The 21,123-nt window shown below is 27.9% G+C and carries 39 protein-coding genes; 38 read left to right on the top strand and 1 reads right to left on the bottom strand.

What is annotated here, in order from left to right; all coding sequences use genetic code 11:
• The first annotated feature begins 297 nt into the window (after positions 1-297).
• Positions 298-435, top strand: a complete 138-nt coding sequence (locus Q3287_RS14345) for a hypothetical protein (RefSeq protein ID WP_407964297.1) — start codon at positions 298-300, stop codon at positions 433-435.
• 35 nt (positions 436-470) lie between these two features.
• On the opposite strand, the gene Q3287_RS14340 is transcribed toward Q3287_RS14345, so the two are convergent.
• Entirely contained in the window at positions 471-863 is a 393-nt protein-coding gene (locus tag Q3287_RS14340; RefSeq protein WP_407964296.1) for a helix-turn-helix domain-containing protein, read from the bottom strand.
• Positions 864-1,049: 186 nt separating this feature from the next.
• On the opposite strand from Q3287_RS14340, the gene Q3287_RS14335 reads away from it, so the two are divergent.
• The 37 genes from Q3287_RS14335 to Q3287_RS14155 all read left to right on the top strand — a co-directional run bounded on the left by Q3287_RS14335 (position 1,050) and on the right by Q3287_RS14155 (position 21,119).
• Positions 1,050-1,244, top strand: a complete 195-nt coding sequence (locus Q3287_RS14335) for a helix-turn-helix transcriptional regulator (RefSeq protein ID WP_407964295.1) — start codon at positions 1,050-1,052, stop codon at positions 1,242-1,244.
• Between the two features lie 35 nt (positions 1,245-1,279).
• Entirely contained in the window at positions 1,280-2,065 is a 786-nt protein-coding gene (locus Q3287_RS14330) for a phage regulatory protein/antirepressor Ant (protein ID WP_407964294.1), read from the top strand.
• A 35-nt stretch (positions 2,066-2,100) separates the two neighbouring features.
• Complete coding sequence (locus Q3287_RS14325) at positions 2,101-2,355, top strand: hypothetical protein (protein WP_167640222.1); 255 nt, start codon at positions 2,101-2,103, stop codon at positions 2,353-2,355.
• A gap of 27 nt (positions 2,356-2,382) precedes the next feature.
• Entirely contained in the window at positions 2,383-2,826 is a 444-nt protein-coding gene (locus Q3287_RS14320) for a helix-turn-helix domain-containing protein (protein ID WP_167640271.1), read from the top strand.
• Between the two features lie 132 nt (positions 2,827-2,958).
• Positions 2,959-3,141, top strand: coding sequence for a hypothetical protein (locus Q3287_RS14315; protein ID WP_095904208.1), 183 nt, complete (start codon positions 2,959-2,961; stop codon positions 3,139-3,141).
• Positions 3,131-3,376, top strand: coding sequence for a hypothetical protein (locus Q3287_RS14310; protein WP_077711462.1), 246 nt, complete (start codon positions 3,131-3,133; stop codon positions 3,374-3,376). Before Q3287_RS14315 ends, Q3287_RS14310 begins: the two co-directional genes overlap by 11 nt.
• 77 nt (positions 3,377-3,453) lie before the next feature.
• Entirely contained in the window at positions 3,454-3,729 is a 276-nt protein-coding gene (locus tag Q3287_RS14305; protein ID WP_407964293.1) for a hypothetical protein, read from the top strand.
• A complete protein-coding gene (locus Q3287_RS14300) occupies positions 3,719-4,345 on the top strand; it encodes an ERF family protein (protein WP_407964292.1) in 627 nt (208 codons plus the stop codon). Before Q3287_RS14305 ends, Q3287_RS14300 begins: the two co-directional genes overlap by 11 nt.
• A 14-nt stretch (positions 4,346-4,359) precedes the next feature.
• The gene (locus tag Q3287_RS14295) at positions 4,360-5,232 is read left to right on the top strand and encodes a hypothetical protein (RefSeq protein ID WP_407964291.1); all 873 of its coding nucleotides are present in this window, start codon (positions 4,360-4,362) and stop codon (positions 5,230-5,232) included.
• A 69-nt stretch (positions 5,233-5,301) separates the two neighbouring features.
• Positions 5,302-5,715, top strand: coding sequence for a YopX family protein (locus tag Q3287_RS14290; RefSeq protein ID WP_021385624.1), 414 nt, complete (start codon positions 5,302-5,304; stop codon positions 5,713-5,715).
• A complete protein-coding gene (locus Q3287_RS14285) occupies positions 5,702-5,953 on the top strand; it encodes a hypothetical protein (protein WP_407964290.1) in 252 nt (83 codons plus the stop codon). Before Q3287_RS14290 ends, Q3287_RS14285 begins: the two co-directional genes overlap by 14 nt.
• Before the next feature lie 13 nt (positions 5,954-5,966).
• Positions 5,967-6,332, top strand: coding sequence for a hypothetical protein (locus Q3287_RS14280; protein ID WP_070441117.1), 366 nt, complete (start codon positions 5,967-5,969; stop codon positions 6,330-6,332).
• A complete protein-coding gene (locus tag Q3287_RS14275) occupies positions 6,332-6,466 on the top strand; it encodes a hypothetical protein (RefSeq protein WP_407964289.1) in 135 nt (44 codons plus the stop codon). Before Q3287_RS14280 ends, Q3287_RS14275 begins: the two co-directional genes overlap by 1 nt.
• Entirely contained in the window at positions 6,450-6,782 is a 333-nt protein-coding gene (locus Q3287_RS14270; protein ID WP_407964288.1) for a hypothetical protein, read from the top strand. Before Q3287_RS14275 ends, Q3287_RS14270 begins: the two co-directional genes overlap by 17 nt.
• Before the next feature lie 108 nt (positions 6,783-6,890).
• The gene (locus tag Q3287_RS14265; protein WP_107578205.1) at positions 6,891-7,130 is read left to right on the top strand and encodes a hypothetical protein; all 240 of its coding nucleotides are present in this window, start codon (positions 6,891-6,893) and stop codon (positions 7,128-7,130) included.
• A 4-nt stretch (positions 7,131-7,134) separates the two neighbouring features.
• Positions 7,135-7,308, top strand: a complete 174-nt coding sequence (locus tag Q3287_RS14260) for a hypothetical protein (RefSeq protein ID WP_219674176.1) — start codon at positions 7,135-7,137, stop codon at positions 7,306-7,308.
• Between the two features lie 69 nt (positions 7,309-7,377).
• Positions 7,378-7,572 carry a hypothetical protein gene (locus tag Q3287_RS14255; protein WP_407964287.1) on the top strand — a complete coding sequence of 65 codons (195 nt, stop codon included), beginning with the start codon at positions 7,378-7,380 and terminating at the stop codon, positions 7,570-7,572.
• A gap of 13 nt (positions 7,573-7,585) precedes the next feature.
• Positions 7,586-7,825 (top strand): hypothetical protein, encoded by a 240-nt coding sequence (locus tag Q3287_RS14250; RefSeq protein WP_407964286.1) that lies wholly within the window; start codon positions 7,586-7,588, stop codon positions 7,823-7,825.
• Positions 7,826-7,843: 18 nt separating this feature from the next.
• Positions 7,844-8,059, top strand: a complete 216-nt coding sequence (locus tag Q3287_RS14245) for a DUF3850 domain-containing protein (RefSeq protein ID WP_407964285.1) — start codon at positions 7,844-7,846, stop codon at positions 8,057-8,059.
• A 12-nt stretch (positions 8,060-8,071) separates the two neighbouring features.
• Positions 8,072-8,485, top strand: a complete 414-nt coding sequence (locus Q3287_RS14240) for a DUF1064 domain-containing protein (protein ID WP_054270882.1) — start codon at positions 8,072-8,074, stop codon at positions 8,483-8,485.
• A 56-nt stretch (positions 8,486-8,541) separates the two neighbouring features.
• Positions 8,542-8,838: a hypothetical protein gene (locus Q3287_RS14235; RefSeq protein WP_407964284.1), complete on the top strand. Its 297-nt coding sequence runs from the start codon at positions 8,542-8,544 to the stop codon at positions 8,836-8,838.
• Positions 8,839-8,935: 97 nt separating this feature from the next.
• Complete coding sequence (locus tag Q3287_RS14230; protein WP_407964283.1) at positions 8,936-9,424, top strand: hypothetical protein; 489 nt, start codon at positions 8,936-8,938, stop codon at positions 9,422-9,424.
• 320 nt (positions 9,425-9,744) lie between these two features.
• Positions 9,745-10,500, top strand: coding sequence for a DUF5986 family protein (locus Q3287_RS14225; protein ID WP_407964282.1), 756 nt, complete (start codon positions 9,745-9,747; stop codon positions 10,498-10,500).
• Between the two features lie 33 nt (positions 10,501-10,533).
• On the top strand, positions 10,534-11,682 hold the full coding sequence (locus tag Q3287_RS14220) for a helix-turn-helix domain-containing protein (RefSeq protein WP_407964281.1): 1,149 nt from the start codon (positions 10,534-10,536) through the stop codon (positions 11,680-11,682).
• 68 nt (positions 11,683-11,750) lie between these two features.
• A complete protein-coding gene (locus tag Q3287_RS14215; protein ID WP_407964280.1) occupies positions 11,751-11,882 on the top strand; it encodes a hypothetical protein in 132 nt (43 codons plus the stop codon).
• A gap of 442 nt (positions 11,883-12,324) precedes the next feature.
• Positions 12,325-12,543, top strand: a complete 219-nt coding sequence (locus Q3287_RS14210) for a hypothetical protein (RefSeq protein ID WP_107578201.1) — start codon at positions 12,325-12,327, stop codon at positions 12,541-12,543.
• A 293-nt stretch (positions 12,544-12,836) separates the two neighbouring features.
• A complete protein-coding gene (locus tag Q3287_RS14205; RefSeq protein ID WP_107587851.1) occupies positions 12,837-13,076 on the top strand; it encodes a hypothetical protein in 240 nt (79 codons plus the stop codon).
• Positions 13,077-13,146: 70 nt separating this feature from the next.
• Positions 13,147-13,332: a DUF4177 domain-containing protein gene (locus Q3287_RS14200; protein ID WP_021384869.1), complete on the top strand. Its 186-nt coding sequence runs from the start codon at positions 13,147-13,149 to the stop codon at positions 13,330-13,332.
• Positions 13,333-13,370: 38 nt separating this feature from the next.
• Positions 13,371-13,589: a hypothetical protein gene (locus Q3287_RS14195; protein WP_107587853.1), complete on the top strand. Its 219-nt coding sequence runs from the start codon at positions 13,371-13,373 to the stop codon at positions 13,587-13,589.
• 186 nt (positions 13,590-13,775) lie between these two features.
• Complete coding sequence (locus tag Q3287_RS14190) at positions 13,776-14,660, top strand: hypothetical protein (protein WP_407964279.1); 885 nt, start codon at positions 13,776-13,778, stop codon at positions 14,658-14,660.
• Positions 14,661-14,705: 45 nt separating this feature from the next.
• A complete protein-coding gene (gene terS / locus Q3287_RS14185; RefSeq protein ID WP_407964278.1) occupies positions 14,706-15,395 on the top strand; it encodes a phage terminase small subunit in 690 nt (229 codons plus the stop codon).
• Positions 15,385-16,737: a PBSX family phage terminase large subunit gene (locus Q3287_RS14180; protein WP_407964277.1), complete on the top strand. Its 1,353-nt coding sequence runs from the start codon at positions 15,385-15,387 to the stop codon at positions 16,735-16,737. Before terS ends, Q3287_RS14180 begins: the two co-directional genes overlap by 11 nt.
• Positions 16,737-18,242: a phage portal protein gene (locus Q3287_RS14175; protein WP_407964276.1), complete on the top strand. Its 1,506-nt coding sequence runs from the start codon at positions 16,737-16,739 to the stop codon at positions 18,240-18,242. The genes Q3287_RS14180 and Q3287_RS14175 overlap by 1 nt, the downstream gene beginning before the upstream one ends.
• Before the next feature lie 12 nt (positions 18,243-18,254).
• The gene (locus Q3287_RS14170) at positions 18,255-19,874 is read left to right on the top strand and encodes a hypothetical protein (protein WP_407964275.1); all 1,620 of its coding nucleotides are present in this window, start codon (positions 18,255-18,257) and stop codon (positions 19,872-19,874) included.
• A gap of 1 nt (position 19,875) precedes the next feature.
• Positions 19,876-20,028, top strand: coding sequence for a hypothetical protein (locus tag Q3287_RS14165; protein ID WP_021370617.1), 153 nt, complete (start codon positions 19,876-19,878; stop codon positions 20,026-20,028).
• Positions 20,029-20,095: 67 nt separating this feature from the next.
• Positions 20,096-20,743, top strand: coding sequence for a phage scaffolding protein (locus Q3287_RS14160; protein ID WP_407964274.1), 648 nt, complete (start codon positions 20,096-20,098; stop codon positions 20,741-20,743).
• A 22-nt stretch (positions 20,744-20,765) separates the two neighbouring features.
• The gene (locus tag Q3287_RS14155; RefSeq protein WP_223195772.1) at positions 20,766-21,119 is read left to right on the top strand and encodes a hypothetical protein; all 354 of its coding nucleotides are present in this window, start codon (positions 20,766-20,768) and stop codon (positions 21,117-21,119) included.
• Positions 21,120-21,123: the final 4 nt, after the last annotated feature.

Here is a 21,123-nt window from a genome sequence, read left to right as displayed (position 1 = left end):
AAATATGAAATTTAAAAATGTTAAAAAAAAGATTATTTGACAACCATAAAAATAATTTATTTTCAAGATAAAATCACTAAAAACGCTGAAATTCCAACTTTTTTTACAAAAACACATGAAATTATTGTTTTTTTATTGATGAGGTATTATTATTAATCTATCGAAGTATAAAACAGATTTATATAAAAAATCATATATAAATCTAACTAAAATTTTGGAGATTTTACACCTATCTTTACGAACGTAAGTTCTAATAAGGTGTATGAATTATAATATTATAAAAAGAGGGTGACGTGAGTGGGAGACTCAGATTGTTCAAAAATAATAACATTTTATGAAATCATGAAGAAATTAGAAACTATTGATGAAGCTAAATTTTATAATTGTAAAGAAGAAATAAAGTCAGAATTTAAGTATATAAAAAAAGAGGATTGAATCCTCTTTTTTTATATATTATATAATTTTTATGTTTATTCTTTGTTTTTAGTATTTTGTTCTTCTAAAAAAAGTTTTGCTATCTTTAGAGCTCTATTTTTAGAATCATCATCAAGTTTGCTAAAAATATTAAGTATCTCTTTCATATCATCAGAGGGATTTAACTTTTCAATAAGTTCTTTTTCTGTGATATTAGAAATATTAATTTTAATATTAGTTCTACCTAATAAATAGTCAGTTGATATATCTAAAGTATCAGCTATATGTCTTACAACATCAAGTGCTGGACTTCTTTTTCCAGTTTCATATCCGTTATAAGTATTTGCTGGTAAACTTAATTTATTAGCCATCTCTTTTTGCATTAAACCAAGTTCTTCTCTCTCTTCTCTTAATCTTCTAGAAAATATATTACTTTCATCTTTACACATTGTAATTGTCCCCCTCTTAAAACTATAACGAATGTAGTTACTCTTATTCTACTACAAAATACGCAATTTGTGATTTTAATTCGCAAAAAGGAATAAAAAAACAAAAAATAGATTGACAATTCACAAAACGAAGTGTACTATATAAATATAGAAACTTCAAATTGAGAATAAAAGGAGTGATATATATTGAAAAACTATATTTTAAAATCTCTTAGAATAAGACAAGGACTGAGACAAAGAGATTTGGCAAAACTACTAGGGATGAATCCGAATACTTACTCAAGCAAAGAAAATGGCGTTAGGAGATTCACAATAAGTGAAGCAATAAAAATATCAGATTTTTTTAATACAGATGTAAGAGATATTTTTTTAAATAAATAATTCGCAAATTGTGAATAAAAAGGAGGTAGATAAACATGAATAATTTAAGAATAATTAATCAAAATAATCAATTTTTAGTTGAGAGTAGAGAAGTCGCAGAGTTGATAGAAAAGAAGCATGATAATTTGTTAAGAGATATAAGAGGATATAAGAAGATTTTAGAGGACTCATCAAATTTGAAGAGTCAAGATTTCTTTATAGAAAGCACTTATATAAATACTCAAAATAAAATTCAACCTTGCTATTTATTAACTAAAAAAGGTTGCGATATGGTAGCTAATAAAATGACAGGTGAAAAAGGAATTATATTTACAGCAATTTATGTAACTAAGTTTGAAGAAATGGAGCAAGAATTAAAAGAACAACTAAAGTGTAGCTATATGATAGATGACCCAATTGAACGCGCTAAGTGTTGGATAAAAGAACAAGAAGAAAGCCAATCTTTAATTAAGAAAAAAGACAACATAATACAATTACAACAACCTAAAGTATTATTTGCTGATTCAGTAGCATCTTCTAATGACTCTATATTGGTTGGAGAACTAGCAAAATTACTTAAACAAAATGGAATTGATACAGGAGAGAAAAGATTGTTTACATGGTTAAGAGATAATGGCTACTTAATAAAACGTAAAGGTGAGGATTACAATACACCAACTCAAAAAAGCGTGAATTTGGGCGTTATAGAAACTAAAGAAGGTACAAGAGTTCACCCAAATGGATATGTAAGTGTAACTAAAACACCAAAGATTACTGGAAAAGGTCAAGTTTATTTCATTAATAAATTTAAAAGTAGCAAACAATTATCAATATTAAATTAGAACTTTGAAAATTAAAAATTATGGAGGTAGAAACAATGAATGAAGATATATTTTATGGTATAAAAAATACTCTTGATGAAATAGCAGAGGTTCAAATTAAAAATAAACAAGGAGTGTTAAAAGAAGTTGGAATGTTAATAAGTGGTGATGATAACTCTTTTATTACTCATTGTTTAGATGAAGATTTAATTAAGTTTTACATAGAAGATGAAGAAGTATTGACAATAGACAAAGATAATCACTTATTATACATGCTTGATGCACTATTTTATAACTTTCTTGATAAGTAATAAATACAGAATATTCTTGAAATGGTGGTGGAGAAATTGGGTAATATATCTAACTTTAATTTAGATAAACAAGAAGATAAAAGCTTTAATGAATTAGATAACATATCAACTTGTTTTTCAGAAAGTATTCGTAAAGTTGTAGAAATGAATTTAAACAACTATAAAAATAAAATCTCAAAGTACTTAAATGAAACTTCGAAAATAGAATTATTAGAACCAAAAGAATTAACAATTATAGTAAGCAAAGGTTATCCAGATTATTTAATGTCTGTTGAAGAAGCAAGTAAGAGATTAAAGATAGATAAAGGGTTTGGATATGAGTTAATAAAAATGGGACTTTTAAAATCTGTTGATGTAGGAGCGACTAAAGTTTCTAGTTATGAATTAGATGATTTTATAACTAGAAATCAAGGAAAAAACATCAAAGAAATGCTTAGAGAAATGAAAGAAATTAGAGAGGGGGTGATTTAAATGACTCTAAGATGGTTTCTAAGATTTTGCAAAAAACACAAGAAAGTACCTACACTACGATTTTATGCAGAGTGTGTAGCTTATATGGAAGAATGTAAACAAAGAGGACTTGAACTTTAAGGGGGATTGAAGATGGAAGTAACTAAAAGATTTTTAGAATATAAGATACAGGCTCTAAATGAGAGGATAGAATTTAAAAAGTCAATTGGATATAAGTGTAGAGCAGATGAAAAAGAATTAGGAGCATATGAGGATATTTTGCTTATGCTAAATTCAGAAATTGAATCAATAGGGGGGTTGGAAAATGAAAAGTAGACAAGAATTAATCAAAGATATAGAAAAATACAGAAAAGCACAATATTTAATATATTTAGATATAGTACAAAGAGCATGGGCAGATAGAAGTCTTACGACAGATGAACAAGACAGAATTAAGCATGAAGCATATGCAGAGTACAAGAGAATAGAAAAAGATACCGAAGAAGCAGAAGAACTGCTAATGAGAGAAGAATTTGAAACAGATAGACCCATAGCAGTTCAAATAATGTAGAAAAGAGCCACTGCAATGGCTCTAATCAAAAAAAAACGAAAATTCATATATGCTAATTATAGCACAAGGGGGAAGAAATGAAAAGAAATGAGATAATTAAGGATTTAGAAGATAGATTATTTTTTTCACAGTTTACTATAGTTGATGAAATTGATTTGGATGAAAGGTTTGGAGAAATATCAGCCTTAAAATCTTGTATAGAAAAACATAAAAAAGGTTGGACTTTAGAACAGTTTAAAGAGCATTTAAAAGATAATGAAAAGAAAAATGAATATGGAGATTATGTAAATGGCTTTATGTCAGTTTTAAGAAGAAATGTAAGAGATATGGAGCGTGGTGGAATTGGAAACTAATAATATTTACATTAAATTGATGGATGTAAGAGTCAAGTTTAGTAAGTTAAATCTAAAGAAAAGTGGAGAAAATAAGTTCGCTAACTTCAAGTATTTTGAGTTAGCAGACTTCTTGCCACAAGCGACAGAGCTATTAGAAAAAGCTAAATTATGCCCTATAGTGACCTTTACAAATGACTATGCAACATTAACATTGATAAATGGAGAAAATCCATTAGAGCAGATTACATTCACTTCTCCAATGCGAGACTTACAACTTAAAGGTTCTAATGAGTTACAAGCATTAGGAGGAATTGAAACTTACCAAACTAGATATTTATATATTCAGTTACTCAACATAACCGAGAATGATAGTTTTGATGCAGTAAGTGGAAAAGATGAATCTAAGAGTAATTCTAACAATAAGACTCAGCAAAGTAAAAGTACAGTAGATAGAATATTGACTGACAAACAACTAAGCAGACTATATGCAATAGCTAATAGTGCTGGAGTTAATAAAGTATTATTAAAAGAACAGGTTTTCAAGCAACTAGGAAAAGATATAAAAGATTTAAATAAAAGTGAATATGATGCTGTTTGTGCAGCATATGAGAAACAAGGTTTTAAAGGAGCATAACAGGAGGTGATAGAGTGGCAGTTTTTAGACAGATATATACAAGCTTTTGGACTGACCCAAAAGTACAAGAGGAATGGACACCAGAAGATAAATTCTTCTTCATACTTCTTCTTAGTAATCCTCAGACAACTCAAATAGGAGTTTATCAAGTGACTAAGAAGCAATTAGCGTTTTGGATGGGATACTCAGAAGAAAGTATAAGAGCATTAATGGATAGATTTATAAATCACCATAAGTGTATTAAATATAATCCCGATACTAGAGAAATTGCCATAAAAAACTGGGGCAAATATAACCTAACTAAAGGTGGCAAACCAATTGTGGATTTACTCAATAAAGAACTCAAAGAGGTTAAAGATATTGAGTTAATAAAATATGTAATCCCATCAATAGAAAAAACAGATATAAGAAAAATATTTGAGGATTATTATGAAATGGCTAAAAATAGCGATTCCTACGATACGTCGACGATACGTGAACGAATCGTACCACGATACGGGGACAATAAGAATAACAATAAGAATAACAATAAGAATAACAATAAGAATAACAACAACAATAAAGACGATTCGGTGGTTGTGGATAAAATAAAAAAATATTTTGATTTAGAATCTAAAGACATTAAAAAAATCATTGATGTATTTATACATACAGGTAGAGACATTGATTATCTAATAGAAAAACTGGAGCTAGTTAAAAATACAGATAATGTAAAAAGTATCACAGGTTATCTTATAACAGCTTTAGAGAGAGATTTTGAACTTATACCAAGTAAGCATAATAAGAATAAGTTTCATAATTTTAATCAGACTTTTGACAAATACACAGATAAAGAATTATGTGAGATGTCTAAGAGAGGTCAGCTTGAAAAAAGTAAATTCGGTTAAGTTAAACAATCTAGGTAGTAGTTATACAATATTACTTCCTAGAAGTTAAAAATATTGGAGGTATGAAAAATGGATTTAAAATTTAGATGTTGGTCGAAGTTATTAAACAAGTTTATTACTGGAGACTTCAAAATAGTAGTAATGAAAAGTGAAAAAACGCATTTAAGAGATTCTGCAGGTTATTATTTTTGCAACTATGATGAGGTTGAATTAATGATATATACAAACATGAATGATTGTGATGGAAAAGAAATCTATGAAGGCGATATTGTTTTATGTAGAAGTATATTTTTTACAGAATTTGCAGGGGAGGTAAAATTTAAAGATGGTTGTTTTATTGCAGTGAATGAAATGTCAGGAGATTGCTTTAGATTATCTGAACTTGAAATAATTAAAGTTGATGGGAATATATATGAAGATTTAAGTAAGTTAAATGATATAAGAAAATGTGATGATGGGGGTATTAGGAATGATAATAATTAGAAGTCAAGATAGATTAGGTTTAATGAGAGCCGATAGGGTTGAAATAGGTTTTAATCAAATGTATGCAATACTTGAAAATGAAAATAGAAAAATAGCTGTATATGAGAATAAAGAAAGAGCTATACAAGTGTTAAATGAAATACAGAAGTTTATTGAAGATGGAGTGAAAATGGATTATATAGATTCTTGCAGAGTTAGACATAATCAAGAGAAAGTGTTTGAAATGCCAATTAAATAAGGAGGTTGCTGAAATGTTTAAGGTCGAAAAATATTTTAGTGGTTCTTTAGGAACAAATATCATAGATGATGACCCTACATGTAGAAATTACTTAGCATTATATTGTTGCTTAGTTGGAATTGAAAGAAAAGGTAAAAAAGTGATGCCAAGAATTGATAGTATGTTATCTGAATTTGGTGTAAAAAGTAGGTGTAAAAGACCTCATAATAATAAGCCTGTAAGAATGAGAAATGTTAAAACAGGAGAAGTAAAAGAAGTTGAATCTATTGATAGTGCTGCTTGTTTTTTAGGATTAAAACAACCAGCAGTAAGTCACATATTGAAAAGAAAGACCCCAAGCAGAAGTGGGTGGAAAGTTGAATACATTGAGGAGGAATAATGGAAGTTTCAAGAACTGAATACACGATTAAAAGAGCAAAAGAGTTGTATGACAATGGAGAGGATATATTTATTGCTATAGATAAGGCTAGAGAAGAATATGAGGAGATGTTGAAAAATGAATATTTTAACTAGTATTACATTAATAGTAACTAGTTTTATGGTTGGTAGGATTTATGAATACAGAATTTCAAATGAAGATAATGAGACAGACTCAAAGTTGCTTTTAGATGTCTTTAATGAAATTAGTAAATTAAGAGAAGAAAATAAAATTATTAAAGAGAAATTACAAGAAAAGGAGTCACTATTTATTAATAGATTGATAGATTTTTTACATAATAAACAGGTGTGTGAATGTTGTATTTATGACTGCAAGATTAATAATATTGAATATGATTGTGAGGATGGTATTAAAAAGTGGCTTGATAGCGAAGAACTTATATTTGAATAGAAGAAATATCTAACAAAAACAGTTTAGAGAGTTGCAAAATGTATCTTAATATAAATTATTGTTGAAGTGTTTTGCGACTCTCAAAAACGAAATAAAGGAGGATTTAAAATGAAAAAATATAAAATTGAATTTGAAGAAAAAGTGATTTTGAGACATGAAGTTATAATTGAAATTCCAAGTGATACTAGTATAAATGATATTTGTAATCATATAGAGCAAGATTGTCAAAGAATATATGATATAGCAGCTTATGTAAATGATTATAATGGTAAACAAATAGATTTTACAGAAGATACTAGTGGAGAGACTGAAATGGTAGTTGAATCATTTAGAGAGTGCAAGGAGTGATTTTATGACTAATAAAGAAATGTGTGAGTCAAAGAATATCACAGAGAAAGAAAGTTATCAGCGATTTAGTAAAGAGATTTGTGGTAGTTGCAAAAACACTAAGATAGATTGTGAAAGTAAAGATTGTGATATAGCATATGAGAATTGGTTAGAGAAGGAAGTAGAAAGATATTTATAAAAATAAAGTCAAGGTAAGTTTGTGAATGAAACTAGAATGTTATAGACTTACTTTGACTTATAAAAAGGAGTGGTCAATATAGTTATTACAGAGTTCAAAGTGACTTGGCAGACAACTAGAGAATGGGAAAAAGGGAACATATACAGCTCTATATTTATTGATTTAGAAGAAGCAAGAGCTTTTAAAAAAGATGAGGAAAATATAAAAGAAAATTATAATGTGAAGCTTTTAAGCAGAGCTATAGTCGAAATCGAAATAGATTAGGCAGGTGTTTTTAATGAATACTTTGATATATAAATATATAGTTAATGAACATAGAGATGAAGCAAATGAGTTGGATAGAGACTATGGAGAATTTGAAATATTCAATGGAGGTAAATGTTTTGGTGGATGTGGTAGGAATTTCTACACATTAGTTAAGTTTAAAAAAATGATAGTTACTTGTCCTCATTGTGGAAAAAAATATCAAATAAAACTTTTTAAAAATGGAAAAGTGAATATGAGAGTAAATGAGTAAATTAAGGGATGTGAGCTTATGATACATGAATTGCAAATATCTTCTAGCACTTTTAAAGATGTAATTAAGAATAAAAAACAAATTGAAGTAGAGCATACAGTAGATTTTAAAGCAGGAGATACAGTTATATTACAGTCATTTAAAGATAAAAAATTTACAGGAATTGAAGTAAACAAAGAGGTTGAGTATTTTGTTAAGCTTGGAAATGGTTATGTTGAGTTAGGAATAAAATAGAGGAGAAAACAATTGAGCAAATACAATAATAAGAAAACTATAATAGATGGAATTAAATTTGATAGTAAAGATGAAGCAGAATACTATTTATATCTTAAAGATAAGAAAGCAAAAGGAGAAATTAAAGATTTTGGGCTACAACAGAAATTTGAGTTGCAACCAAAATTTAAAAAGTTTGGAGTTTCTGAAAGAGCTATTACTTATACTGTTGATTTTGCAATATACAAATGGAATGGAGAAGTTGAATATATAGATGTAAAAGGGTTTGGAACTCAGCAAGGAGAGATAAAAAGAAAGATATTTGATTATAACTTTCCTGAAAAATTGACATGGGTTTCTAGGAGTAAGAAATATGGTGTAGATGGTTGGATAGAGTATAAGGAATTGAATAAGAAAAAAAGAGACGCAAAAAAGAATAAGAAGTAAATGATACAAGATTGTAGAAAATCTTGAATAAATAATTGCTAAAGAGAGGTATTAGTATGGAAGAATATATTAAAAAACTTATTGAACATAGTAAAAATGTTAAAGAATTAAAAGATAGCATGGAAAAAACAATATATGAATTAGCTGACGAGGGTATTGGGAAAAGTGGTATTGACAGTTATATGAGAATAATGGATGAAGAAATACATAAAGAAACTATGAATGTATGTAAGTGTACTAGAGAAATACTCCTTATTAAAAAAGCGGAAAATGAACAGCAGATTAAAGAAGCGGAAAAAGATGAGAGCAAAGTTGAAAGTTTTTTCAAGAAAATAGGATTGAATAATAAATAGTATTTAAAAAGAAAAAAGGAGTGCTTTCACACTCCACTTGTCAAAAATATAAAGCTTTTATCCAAGATTATTATAACATAAACAGGAGTGTGAAAGTATGGATAATAATATCAATAAAAAAGAACTATTTAAAAAAGTAGAAGGTAGATTACATCATTATAAATTTTTAAATGCAGAGATTAAAAATCTTGAATTGGATATAGAAAGTAGAGAAAATGAAATATTTGGGTGCAAAGCTATTGGTTATGGTGAGAAAGTAAGTCCGACATATGCTTTTAATTCAAGTGTGGAAGATGAAGTTATTAAAAAAGAAAGAGATATTGCTAGATTAAAGAAATTAAAAAAAGATAAAGAAATAGAAAAGAGGAAGATAGAAAATGCACTTACATGTTTAGATATAAGAGAAGAACATTTTTTTAAACTGTTTTATGATAGCAGAATGAAAAATAGCATGGTTTATATATCTTTAGAAATGAACTCAGATAGGAAAACGTGTAGATGTGTAAGGGAAAGGTTAGTATATAAAGTTATGGATATGCTTTATCCAAGAATTAAGGAAAATGAGCTACCATTATTTAAAAATTAGAAAATTCCCCAGTTTTTCCCCAAAAATTCCCACTTTATTCCCTACTTTCTCCCCTTTTTGATTAAAAAAGCATGAGATAATAGTATTGTGGAAATGAAGATTTCCCTCTCAAAACTTAATATTTGGCTAGAATTAAGGGGTTGTTTTTGCTCTAGCCAAAGTGAATAATTTTTATAATTAAGGATATTATATAAACAATTAAAAAATTTTAAATGACCTTTTAAATATAAAAACTGCACATATTTGACTTTTAATATTGACACTTTAGCACAAAAAGCCTACAATAAATATATAAAAATATGCAGGAGGTGTATGCCTGAGTGTCAAATAAAATAGAATTAGAAGTTCCTAATGAAATAAGTTCTATCATTGTTCAATGTTTTAATAAGGCAAGAGAAGAAATTAGAGAATATATGGGAAAACAAAAACTTATAACTGAAAATGGCTTACCTTATCAGTTTTGGGATTTTTTAAATGATGCAATTGATAATGCATTTAATAGTTTTGCTTTTAAAGCATATAAATCTAAACGTGGACGTTGGAGAATGATTTTTATATATGATAAAAATAGCAAGTATCTTTATGTATTAATGAGGGAGCAAAGATATAAAGAACTTCATAACAATATTAATAAAAGAGAAAAAATGCATTATGTAGATATTTTAACTAAAGCATTTAATGGAGATTTAAAAGCTCCTATTGAACAACTATCATTTTTTTCATTAGAATTTGATAATGAAGATAAAATTGAAATATATTTACAGAAATTAATTGATAGTATAAATAAAGATGGTGCTATCATTGAACACCATGTATTATTGTTATTTAATCAAACAGCTGAATATGAATTGACATCTATTCGTGCTGTGATGGTTGACACAAATTTAAATATTGTATCAGAACAAAATTTGAGTTCTTATATATCTATAGAAGAAAGTACAGTTGTAGAAAAAGTTGATAAGACTAATCCTGTTGCAAATAATCCTACTCTTGGATTGAAGTTAACTGCAAAAGCAGATGCAAGAAAGAAAACACATCCTTTAAAAAAGGCGAAAAAGGAGGAAGATGCCAAGTAGTCACTTTTTAGTGAATAGATGGAGGAAATAATTATGGAAATTAATTTTAATGGAGAGCGTTTAAAGAAAGCTCGTATATACAGAGGAATGACAGTAGCTGAATTAGCTGAGAGAATTGACTGTCAAAGACAGACTGTTTCGATGTATGAGAATAATAAATCGAAACCAAATGATAATAATGTAGTGAAACGAATAGCAAAAGAATTAGATTTTCCAGTTAAGTTCTTTTTAGAAACAGGAAATAATATTGCAATAGGTTCAACATATTTCAGGGCATTATTGACTACAAATAAAAAATATAGAGCAGAGCAAATTCAAAAAATGGAATTTCTAGCAGAAATATATTTCTTCTTACAAGATTATATTGAATTCCCAATATTAAATTTACCAGATTGTTCTGGGAAAACACCAGAAGAAGCTGCTTTACTTTTAAGAGAAGCTTGGGGATTAGGGTTAAAACCTATTGATAATATCATATATGAAGTAGAACAGCATGGAATACTTGTAACAAGTTTTTCGACTTCTACAGATGATATAGATGCATTTAGCCAAATGGTAGATATTTCGGGAGAAACTGTTTATCTGATTGGATATTCTAGTAATAAGACTTCTGCCTCTAGAATACATTTTGATATAGCTCATGAATTAGGGCATATATGCTTGCATGAGTGGAGCGAGGATGTAGAAGCTTTAGAAAAACAAGAATTTAAAGACAGAGAATCAGAAGCTAATAGATTTGCATCTACATTCTTATTACCAGAAGAGACTTTTAAAATTGATGCTAAGAGAACTCCTTTACGTATTCCAAATTATACAGAACTGAAACGTAAATGGAAAGTTTCTATACAAGCAATGATTCGTCGTTCATATTCTTTAGGAATTATCAGTATGGATGAATATCAGTCTATGATTCGTACTTTACAACGTAGAGGACTAAGAAAATCAGAGCCACTAGATGATGAATTATTAACTTCTCTACCAGCATTGTTAAAAACAGCAGTTTTGATGTTGATAAATGAAAAAGTTTTTACTCCTAAAGAATTTATGGATGAACTTTCATTTTCCTATAACTTTAGTATGGAGCCAGAAGAAGTAGAATATCTATTAAATTTACCTAAAAATACTCTAACTTCTGCTAAAGTTATACCATTTCCTGATTTACAACTTAAAAAAGATGTTTAACTTATATTTTAAATAGAGCGAGGACTTATGACCTCGCTTAAATTATATGGAATAGGGGGAAATATGAAATGGGAATATTAGAAGGTGCAACAAAGATAAGAGATATAGCAAAAAGAATTGCTATAGAAAAGAAAATAACAGAGCAAGAGGCATGGAATGATGCTATTAAAGAGTACAAGAAAAAATATGAATTTAATTAAGACCAGTATATGGTCTTTTTTTATTACTATGAACAGACTAGGCAGGGCATGAGGATGTTGTTAGTTCAATTCTAACTATGTTCAAAATCTATTGATACACTATATTAAGTATTTGAATTGAGATTAAAATCTCATACAATTTTGTATCTTAATTCAGAGGTCTAAAAAGAGTGGGGCTTGGTAACCTCACTCACCATGCAAGTAGTGGTGTTTAATCTAGGTTCGATTCCTAGAACTTGCTACCAACAATATACATTCCCTAAAAAAGGCTAAGTTACCCCTACTTAGCCTTTTTAAATTCTAAAATTATTCTAATAAAGTTCATATTCAGTACACAAACTTTTGGTAATATATAAGTAAATAAAAGATTGTGTAGACATTAAATTAATTCAAATATATATACTTGTACATAAAATATATGATAATTCTAGGAGGTATAAACATGAAATGTCCTAACTGTGGTAGTGAGAAAATTCAAAAAAATATTAAATGGGGAGGAAAAGGAAATACTGGTAATATTGGACTAAGATATAGTTTACTAGGAGTAGCAACCGTATATTCAGATTTATGTTTAGATTGTGGTGAAATAGTTAGAACATACATAATGGAAAATACTGATGAGGATTGGCAGATAAAAAGAATAAAGAACATAAAAAAATAAATTAAAAGATTATGTTTATATAGGGTATTTTTGTATGGTAAACATAAGATTAACATTAACATGTTATAGTTATTTCAGGTGAGAAATAAAAAATCCCTGAACAATATCACCACATGTTAGATGTAATTCATACCACATTCATATGAGTTACATCTAACATACTCAACTAATAATTCTAGTAGATTATATTTAAAATGGAGTATCTCATTTATGATTCTTGAAATCAATTTGAGGTGCTTCTTTTTTGTATATTATGATAATATAAAAGAAAGTAATTACTAGGGGGTATAAATATGAAATGTCCTAATTGTGATAGTGAAAATATAGAACAAGGTATTTTAACAACAGGAGGTATATATGCTGAAACTATTGGGTTGAAGTATATAGGAGATGGAAAGTTAGATAAAGTTATAAATAAGACTCTGCCTGTACAATCCACTATCTATTCAGACCTATGTTTAGACTGTGGTGAAATAGTGAGAACTTACATAAAAGATGATACCAATAAGAAGTGGTGTAAAGATAAAAAATAGATTAAGTCAAAAGGTTGTCTTTTTTATATTATGGTAATATAAAAGAAAATAATTACTAGGAGGTATGGGTATGTATGAGTATAAATTTTTTCAGTTACCAGCTACACCACTTTTTAATAAAGGTAAAACTATAAATGATGTACGGATACCTATTTTAGAAGAGGAATTTAATAATCTAGGAAAAGATGGCTGGGATTTATTTCAGATAAATTGGATTGAAGGTATTGCTGTATTTAAAAGAAAAATCAAAGAATAAATTAGTGTGTAATAAAATACAACATAAGGGGGATAACTATGAAATGTCCTAATTGCGGTAGCGAAAATATAGAGAAAGGTGTTTCTACAGTTAGTGAATCAGGATTCGTTATATATAGAACTGGTTTAGAATACAATACAAGGTTTTCTACTAAGGTATCTAAAACATATTCTGACTTATGCTTAGATTGTGGTGAAATAGTTAGAACTTATATAAAGGGTGAGACTGACAGGAATTGGTGTAAAGATAAAAAATAGATTAAATTAAAAGGTCATCTTAATAGATGGTCTTTTTTTATACAATGAATTAAAAATGAAATATATTTGTGTATGATGTATAGGAATGAGGCAAAAGTATTATTTAGAATTATTTTGTAACTGTCAAATGGTTTTTGAAGGATATTGACCTTTGAAGTTGAATTTTATACTTTGGAGGGGATGAAGATGAGAGAAAATAAAGCGAAAAAAATATTTATAGATATTTATAATAAAATAATTAGTTTTGGTAAAAAGCAGAGTTGGATTCGTGACATGAGTAAGAAACAGCATATAATTATTTTATTACTTGGTTTTTCTCTAGTTATTTTTTCACATATATTATTTGATAAAAAGATTTTTCTATTGAATGAGAATAACAAATTTTTATTTCTCTCAGGCATGTTCTTTTTTGGTCTTAGCTTAATCGCTATAAATTTAAATTTAACAAATAAATGTATACAGATAATCTTGATTATACTTTTAATAATATTGTGTTTATTGAATGATAGAATGAAAGTATTTTTCCCATTTTTCCTTGTTTTAACATTGAGTTGTATGATTATGTATGAATTTTGGGAAATATACATTACCTTTATGACTTTTATGTTTTATTCTATGATAGCTATTCCAATATTTTCAGCGATTTTAGAAATTTCACCAAATTACTTTCATAGTTTTGATAAATATGCTTATGGCATTATATATGGGATTACAACCTTTGAACTAATATTATATTTGCCAATTGGTTATTTTGGAGGAAAAATAATTAATAAGATTTTTGATGATAGTATAGAGAAAGGGAAATACTCATATCACTTATTTACAAATATAGTGACACTAATCTATGTTATTATATTTGTGATGATGAATCTTTATGGATATCTATATATTGATGGTATTATGGGAAAAGTCTACAGTATATTTAATAATAGTTTTTTAACCATAGTTACCATTACACAAATAAGTGGAAAAGATATTTTTTTAAATAATTTCAAAATTAGGTTCAATAAGATGAAAGAAGCTGCTATTACTTTAAAAGCAACTTTTTTTGATAAAGAGCTCAATAATTAGAGTTCTTTTTTTATTCCCAAAACGACAAACAAACGAGGTGGTGGTATGAATGAAAAGGTAGATTTAGCCCATGAAGATTACTTAAAAGGGCTTAAGTACAAGGAAATAGCTGAAAAATATAATGTAAGTTTATCGACTGTAAAATCATGGGCATCTAGATACTGGAAACAAAAAGGTTGCAACCAACCAAAAAAAGTTGCAACCAAAAAGAGAGGTGCACCCATAGGTAATAAAAATGCTACTGGTCCACCTGGAAATAAGAACGCTGAAAAGTTTGGTTTCTTCTCAAAATACTTACCCGAAGAAACTCAAGACCTAATTAATGAGATAAAGAATAAAGATAAATTTGATATTCTTTGGGAACAGATAACCATTCAATATGCAGCAATAATAAGAGCACAAAAGATAATGTATGTTAAAGATAAAGAAGAAATGATTAAGGAACTTAAGAAACATGAAAGTACAGAAAATGGCGAGAAGATAGAATATGAATTTCAATTTGCATGGGATAGGCAAGCATCTTTTCTTAATGCACAGAGTAGGGCTATGAGTGAGTTAAGGAGTTTAATTAAACAGTATGATGAAATGATTCATAAGGATTGGAATTTGGCTACAGAGGAGCAGAAAAATAGAGTTGAAAAGTTAAAATGTGAGGTTGATAACCTGAATAAAGATGATACAGATAAAGAGATAACTGTAAGAGTTATGAAAGCGAGTGGAGAAAATGGAAAGTAAATTTATATCAAATGACCACTTTTATGATTTTATATTCAATTGGGATTACAAATTTTATTTTCTTGTTGGGGGATATGGGAGTTCAAAGAGTTACCATGTAGCAACTAAATTAATTATTAAGCTTCTTGAAGAAAAAAGAAAAGCTTTAGTAGTAAGAGAAGTATATGACACAATGAGAGATAGTTGTTTTTCTCTATTAGAAGAAGTTGCAGAAAGTATGGGTTTAGGAGATATATTATCATTTAAAACAAGTCCTATGAGAGTTATATTTCCAAATGGGAGTAAGATAATTTTTAAAGGCATGGATAATCCAGCCAAATTAAAATCAATAAATGGTGTATCTATAATATGGTTGGAAGAATGTTCAGAAGTCAAATACACTGGCTTTAAAGAACTCTTAGGACGTTTGAGACATCCTAGTCTATCTAATCATATAATTTGTTCAACTAATCCAATTGGCGAAGATAACTGGACCTATAAACATTTCTTTAGAGATGAAGAAAAAGACAGGTTTGTATTAGATGATACTGTGTTATATAAAAATAGAATAGTAATAAAAAATAATACATATTATCATCATTCAGTTGCAGATGATAATTTTTTTCTGCCAAAAAGCTATATTGAACAGCTTGATGAAATGAAAGAATATGACTATGACTTATACAGAATAGCAAGAAAAGGAAGATTTGGTATAAATGGAACTAAAGTATTACCACAATTTGAAGTTATGGAACATCAAGAAGTTATAAATAAAATATCTAATATACCACAAAGGTATTATAAAGTTGGATTCGATTTTGGATTTGAAAAATCATACAATGCACTTTTAAGATTAGCTATAGACCATGAAAATAAATATTTATATGTTTACTGGGAGTACTATAAGAATCAAACTACAGATGATGTGACTGTTAAAGATATTAAAGAATTTAAAGATACTCAAGAATTAATAAAAGCTGATGCCGCTGAACCTAAAACTATAAAATATTTTAGACAACAAGGTTTTAATATATTTGGGGCTAAGAAATATGCTGGAAGTAGACTACAAAATACTAAGAAGGTTAAGAGATTTAAAAAGATTTATTGTTCAAGTGAGTGTAAACATACAATAAAAGAATTAAAGAACCTAACATATGCTACAGATAAAAATAGCAACCTAATATATGATGAATTTAATATAGACCCTCACACATTTAGTGCTATATGGTATGCACTTGATGGTTATGAGGTATCAGACATTAAAGAGCTAAAATATAGTAATGATATTTATAACAAAGGATTAGGACTGAAGAAAAATAATATACAAAATCAATATAATAAGAAAGGAGGAGTCATATTCTAGTGGATAGTGTAAAAAATACTTTGCTTGGTTTAACATCTGAACAAAAGAAAGAAATGAGAAAGATAAAAGAAGATTATTTTTTTTATAAAGGTGCAGTTAGTGAAGAAGATAAGGATAAACTGGATAAAACTTTATTAGGTCAAAGTTGGGTTGTAAATGATGATTTGGACTATATTCCAACGCAATTAATAGACAATAAAATTGAGCCACTAATTAAAAAACAAGCAAGATTTTTCTTAGGAAAAGAACCTAATTTGCTGTTTAAAGCTAGAGATAAAAAAGATAAAGAAGCTTGTGAGAATTTAAGAATTTTCATTGATGATATACTAGATGATAATAAATTTTGGAGTGAAACACTAAAAGCTTTTAGGATTGCAACAGTGACTAAAAGAGTATTATTAAGAATTGAAGCTAACAAAAGTGAACCAATTAGTTTATATTATCACGATTCAAGTGATTTTAACTATGAAGTTGATATAAAAGGTAACTTGACCAAAGTTGTAGTTGTTAGATTTATAAGTAAAATAGATGATGATAATTTATACAATAGATATACTTATTACTTAGAAAATGAGGTATGTAAGTTTAAAATAGAGCAGTTCAAAGAAAAAGATTTAAGTAATCCTATAAGTGTTCAAACATATGATACAATATTTACAAAAATACCATGTATATTATTTTTAAATGAAAGCGACCTAATAAATACAAGAGGTCAAAGTGACATAACACAGTTAAAAGAGCTTCAAAATCAACTTAATAGAAGGGTTTCTGATTTCTCAGATGCTCTAAGATTTCAAATGTTTGGTCAAACAGCTATTATAGATGCTACTGAGGAAACTGTAAATAAAACAAAAATAGCTCCTAATGCACTGATGCCATTAAAAAGCAATGATGCAAGTGAAAATGGCAAACAGGCACAAGCAAAAAGGGTTGAAAGTTCGTTCTCTAGTGCTGAGCCAATCAATATGTTTTTAAAGAGACTTGAAGATAGTATGTCAGATAAGCTGAGTATTCCAAAACCCGAACAGCTTCTTAATATCCCTAGCGCAAAAGCTTTGAAGTATATCTATTATGATTTAATAGCTAGATGCTATGAGAAATGGAACGACTGGGAGCCAGGGATTAAACTATTAATTGATTTAATAATCGAAGCATGTGACAAACTTAATTGTTATGATAACTATGATAAAATTTGGACTAAACTAGACTATTTAATAGTTTTAGAAAAGAAATTCCCAATACCCGAAGACGAGGAAGACAACAAGCGTTTAGCAATGGAGGAAGTTAACAATAGTGTTAGAAGTCATAGAAGTTACATAAAAGACTTTGGCAGTGATGATGATTATGAAACATCTTTTAATGAAATATTAGAAGATATTGAAAAAATACAATCAGTAGAGCAAGACCAGTTCAGAAAAGACGCAGATATAGAGATTGATAATATTGATGAAGAATTAAATAATGAATCTAATAATAAAAATTCTAATAAGAATACTGAAGAATAACAAGGTATTAATATGAAAGACAACTCTTATACAAAAAAAGTTCTTGAAGCTAGAAAAAAACTTTTATTATTAGATAAAAAAATACAAATAGAGATATTAAATGTCTACAAAGATGCTAGCAAAATTATTTTAAATGACATTGCTAAGAATAAAGAGCTAAATCTAAGTACTAAATACTTAAAAAAGCTAAATAAATCAATCGAGAAGTACATTAATGAGTTAAATCAAAGAGTAGTACCTATTACAGAAAAAAGTGTAATAGAAGCTTCTAATATATCTAAAGAATTACAAGTGTATTACTATCAATCAATAGTTCCAAATAAATCTATAAATCTTGCATGTGATGCTATGTGTATAAAGGCAACTACTAGTGTAGTGGAAAAACTAGTTACAGGTAACTTTTATAAAGATAAAAAGTCGTTAGATAGTAGAATTTGGGGTTATAGTAATAAAAATAGAAAAGATATTGATAGATTAATAAAAGCTAATGTTGCTAGAGGTGCTAATGCAAAGACCTTAGCAAAGAGTTTAGATAATTATGTTAATCCAGTCAGAAAAACAGAGGCTAAAACATTAGAAGTTGGAATGAATAAAAGTATATCTTATCAAGCTCAAAGACTTGCTAGAACCTCTATAACACATGCTTTTGTGGAAACAAGTGTTCAAAATGCAATAAATAATCCATTTTGCGTTGGTCTGCAATGGAACCTAAGTTCTCAACATTATATTAGACAAGTAAAATGGAGGGGTGAGGATGAATGTGACGAGTATACAGAGCAAAATCGTTTTGGTCTAGGTGAGGGAGTTTTCCCACCCGAAAAGTATCCTATTCCACATCCAAATTGTCTTTGTTATCCAGTTCAAGTGATTGTACCAATTAGTGAAGCTTCTAAAATGATGAATGATTGGGCAACTGGTGGAGATAATGATACTCTTGATAGTTGGTATGATGGAATAACACATCAAAATAATAGTGTTCCAATCATTAAAAAACAAAGAAATAAAAAGAATAAAATAACTACAAATAGTAAAGATGATAGAACTAAAAAGAACATTACTAATTCAATTAAGAATAAGTCAAAGAAAGCACCTAAACAAGTTCAAAAATATATTAACAAGTATGTTCAACCAAGCAAAATACTAATTGATAATAGTCAAAAAATACCTTTTATATATTATACTAAGATTGATTTAATTGGTATTAATCCTAAGATTGAAGAATTTAAATCATATAATAAAGAAGCTGCCTTGCTTCATGAGTTTGCACATAGAATTGATATAAAAGAAATTAAGAGCTATAATAATATTAAGTTCCAAAAAGCTATTGAAAATAGCTCTATATATGTTATGAAGAATATTGAGAACTTGCAAAGTATATATACTAATTCTAATGAGTTGTATAATAATGAATTTATTAGTGATATACTAGGAGCATTATCTAATAATGAATTTGAAGATTTATTAGCAACTCATAGTGAAAAGTATTGGAGTAAAAACAGAAATAAAGAGAAAGAAATATTTGCTAATTTATTTACACTAAAGTATCAAAACAATAAAGAAATAAATAGTTTTATTAAAGAGTATTTAAATAGTTTAGATAAAATATTTAATGAATTGTTAGGAGGGATTTAGATTGCTTGAAGAAATGAGAAAAGATAAAAAATTGTTAGAGTTAAGACGATTATATAAAGAGAAGTATGGTAAAAATGCACCTGGATTTAACTATGATGAATACAATAGTTATGCTGAGTACAAAGAAAAGTTAAAAGAATTGATACAAAAATAAAGTGAGCACTTATTAATTAAAAATTAATGAGTGCTTTTATTATGCCTAATTTTAAGGAGGAAATTGAATGTTAGAATATTTTAAAAAGATATTTGGAGATGAGGAAGGTCAGAAAATATATGAAAAGTTATCTAAAGATAAAGAAAATAAGCTTCTTTTAGATAATATTAAAAACTCTAAGTACGTTGAAAAGACAGAACTAGAGAATGCTAATAAAGAGATTAAAGAGTATAAAAAGCAAATAGGGGATAGAGATAAGCAACTAAATGATTTACAAGGCAAAGTTAAAGATAATAAAGAATTATCAGACGAAATTGAAAGTCTTAAAAATGCAAATAAAGAAATTAAAGAAAATGCAGAAAAAGAAATTGAGGTTTTAAAATTTAATACAGCTTTTGAAAGAGCTATTGAAAGTTATAATCCTAAAAATCCAAAAGCTTTAGCAGCTCTAATAAACAAAGAAAATGTTAAATTAATTGATGGTAATTTTATTGGCTTAGATGAACAAATAAAAGCTTATCAAGAAAGTGATAGTTATTTATTTAAAGATAAAGAAGATATAAAGATAAAAATAGATGGTAAACAACTTGATAACTTAGGTTCTACTACATCAAGTGAAGAAGGAAGCGAGAAAAAGAGTCTAGGCGAGAGATTAGCAGCTGAAAAAGCAGAAGCAAGTAAAGCTACAGAATCACTAGATAGCTTTTTTAAATAAATTATAAAGGAGGAATAAAAAAATGAGACAAAGCTCCAAAACAATTTCTGTAGGCAAAAAAGACATTAGAGATATAGCAGGAGAGCATTATATAAATTTAAATTTTAAGGTAAAAAAGACAGATGTACAAAGTAAGTTAGTTGATGGTGTATTACCAGCAGGTACTTTAGTAAATAGTAGTGGAATACCTGTAAATGATGCAACAACTTATGGAGTAGTATTTAATGAGGTTGACTTTAATGATTCAAAAGGAACAGAAATATTACCAGTGTTAGTACACGGCTTTCTTAATAAAACTAGATTAAAAGAATACACAAATGAAGAAATAACTGTCGAAGCTGAAAAAGCAGTAGCAGGAAGAATATTATTTATATAATGGG

Origin of the sequence: Clostridioides sp. GD02404, assembly GCF_045898275.1 — a bacterium.
GTDB lineage: Bacteria > Bacillota > Clostridia > Peptostreptococcales > Peptostreptococcaceae > Clostridioides > Clostridioides difficile_A.
Note: the sequence above shows the minus strand (reverse complement) of the source record. Positions and strands in the feature narration are given on the sequence as shown.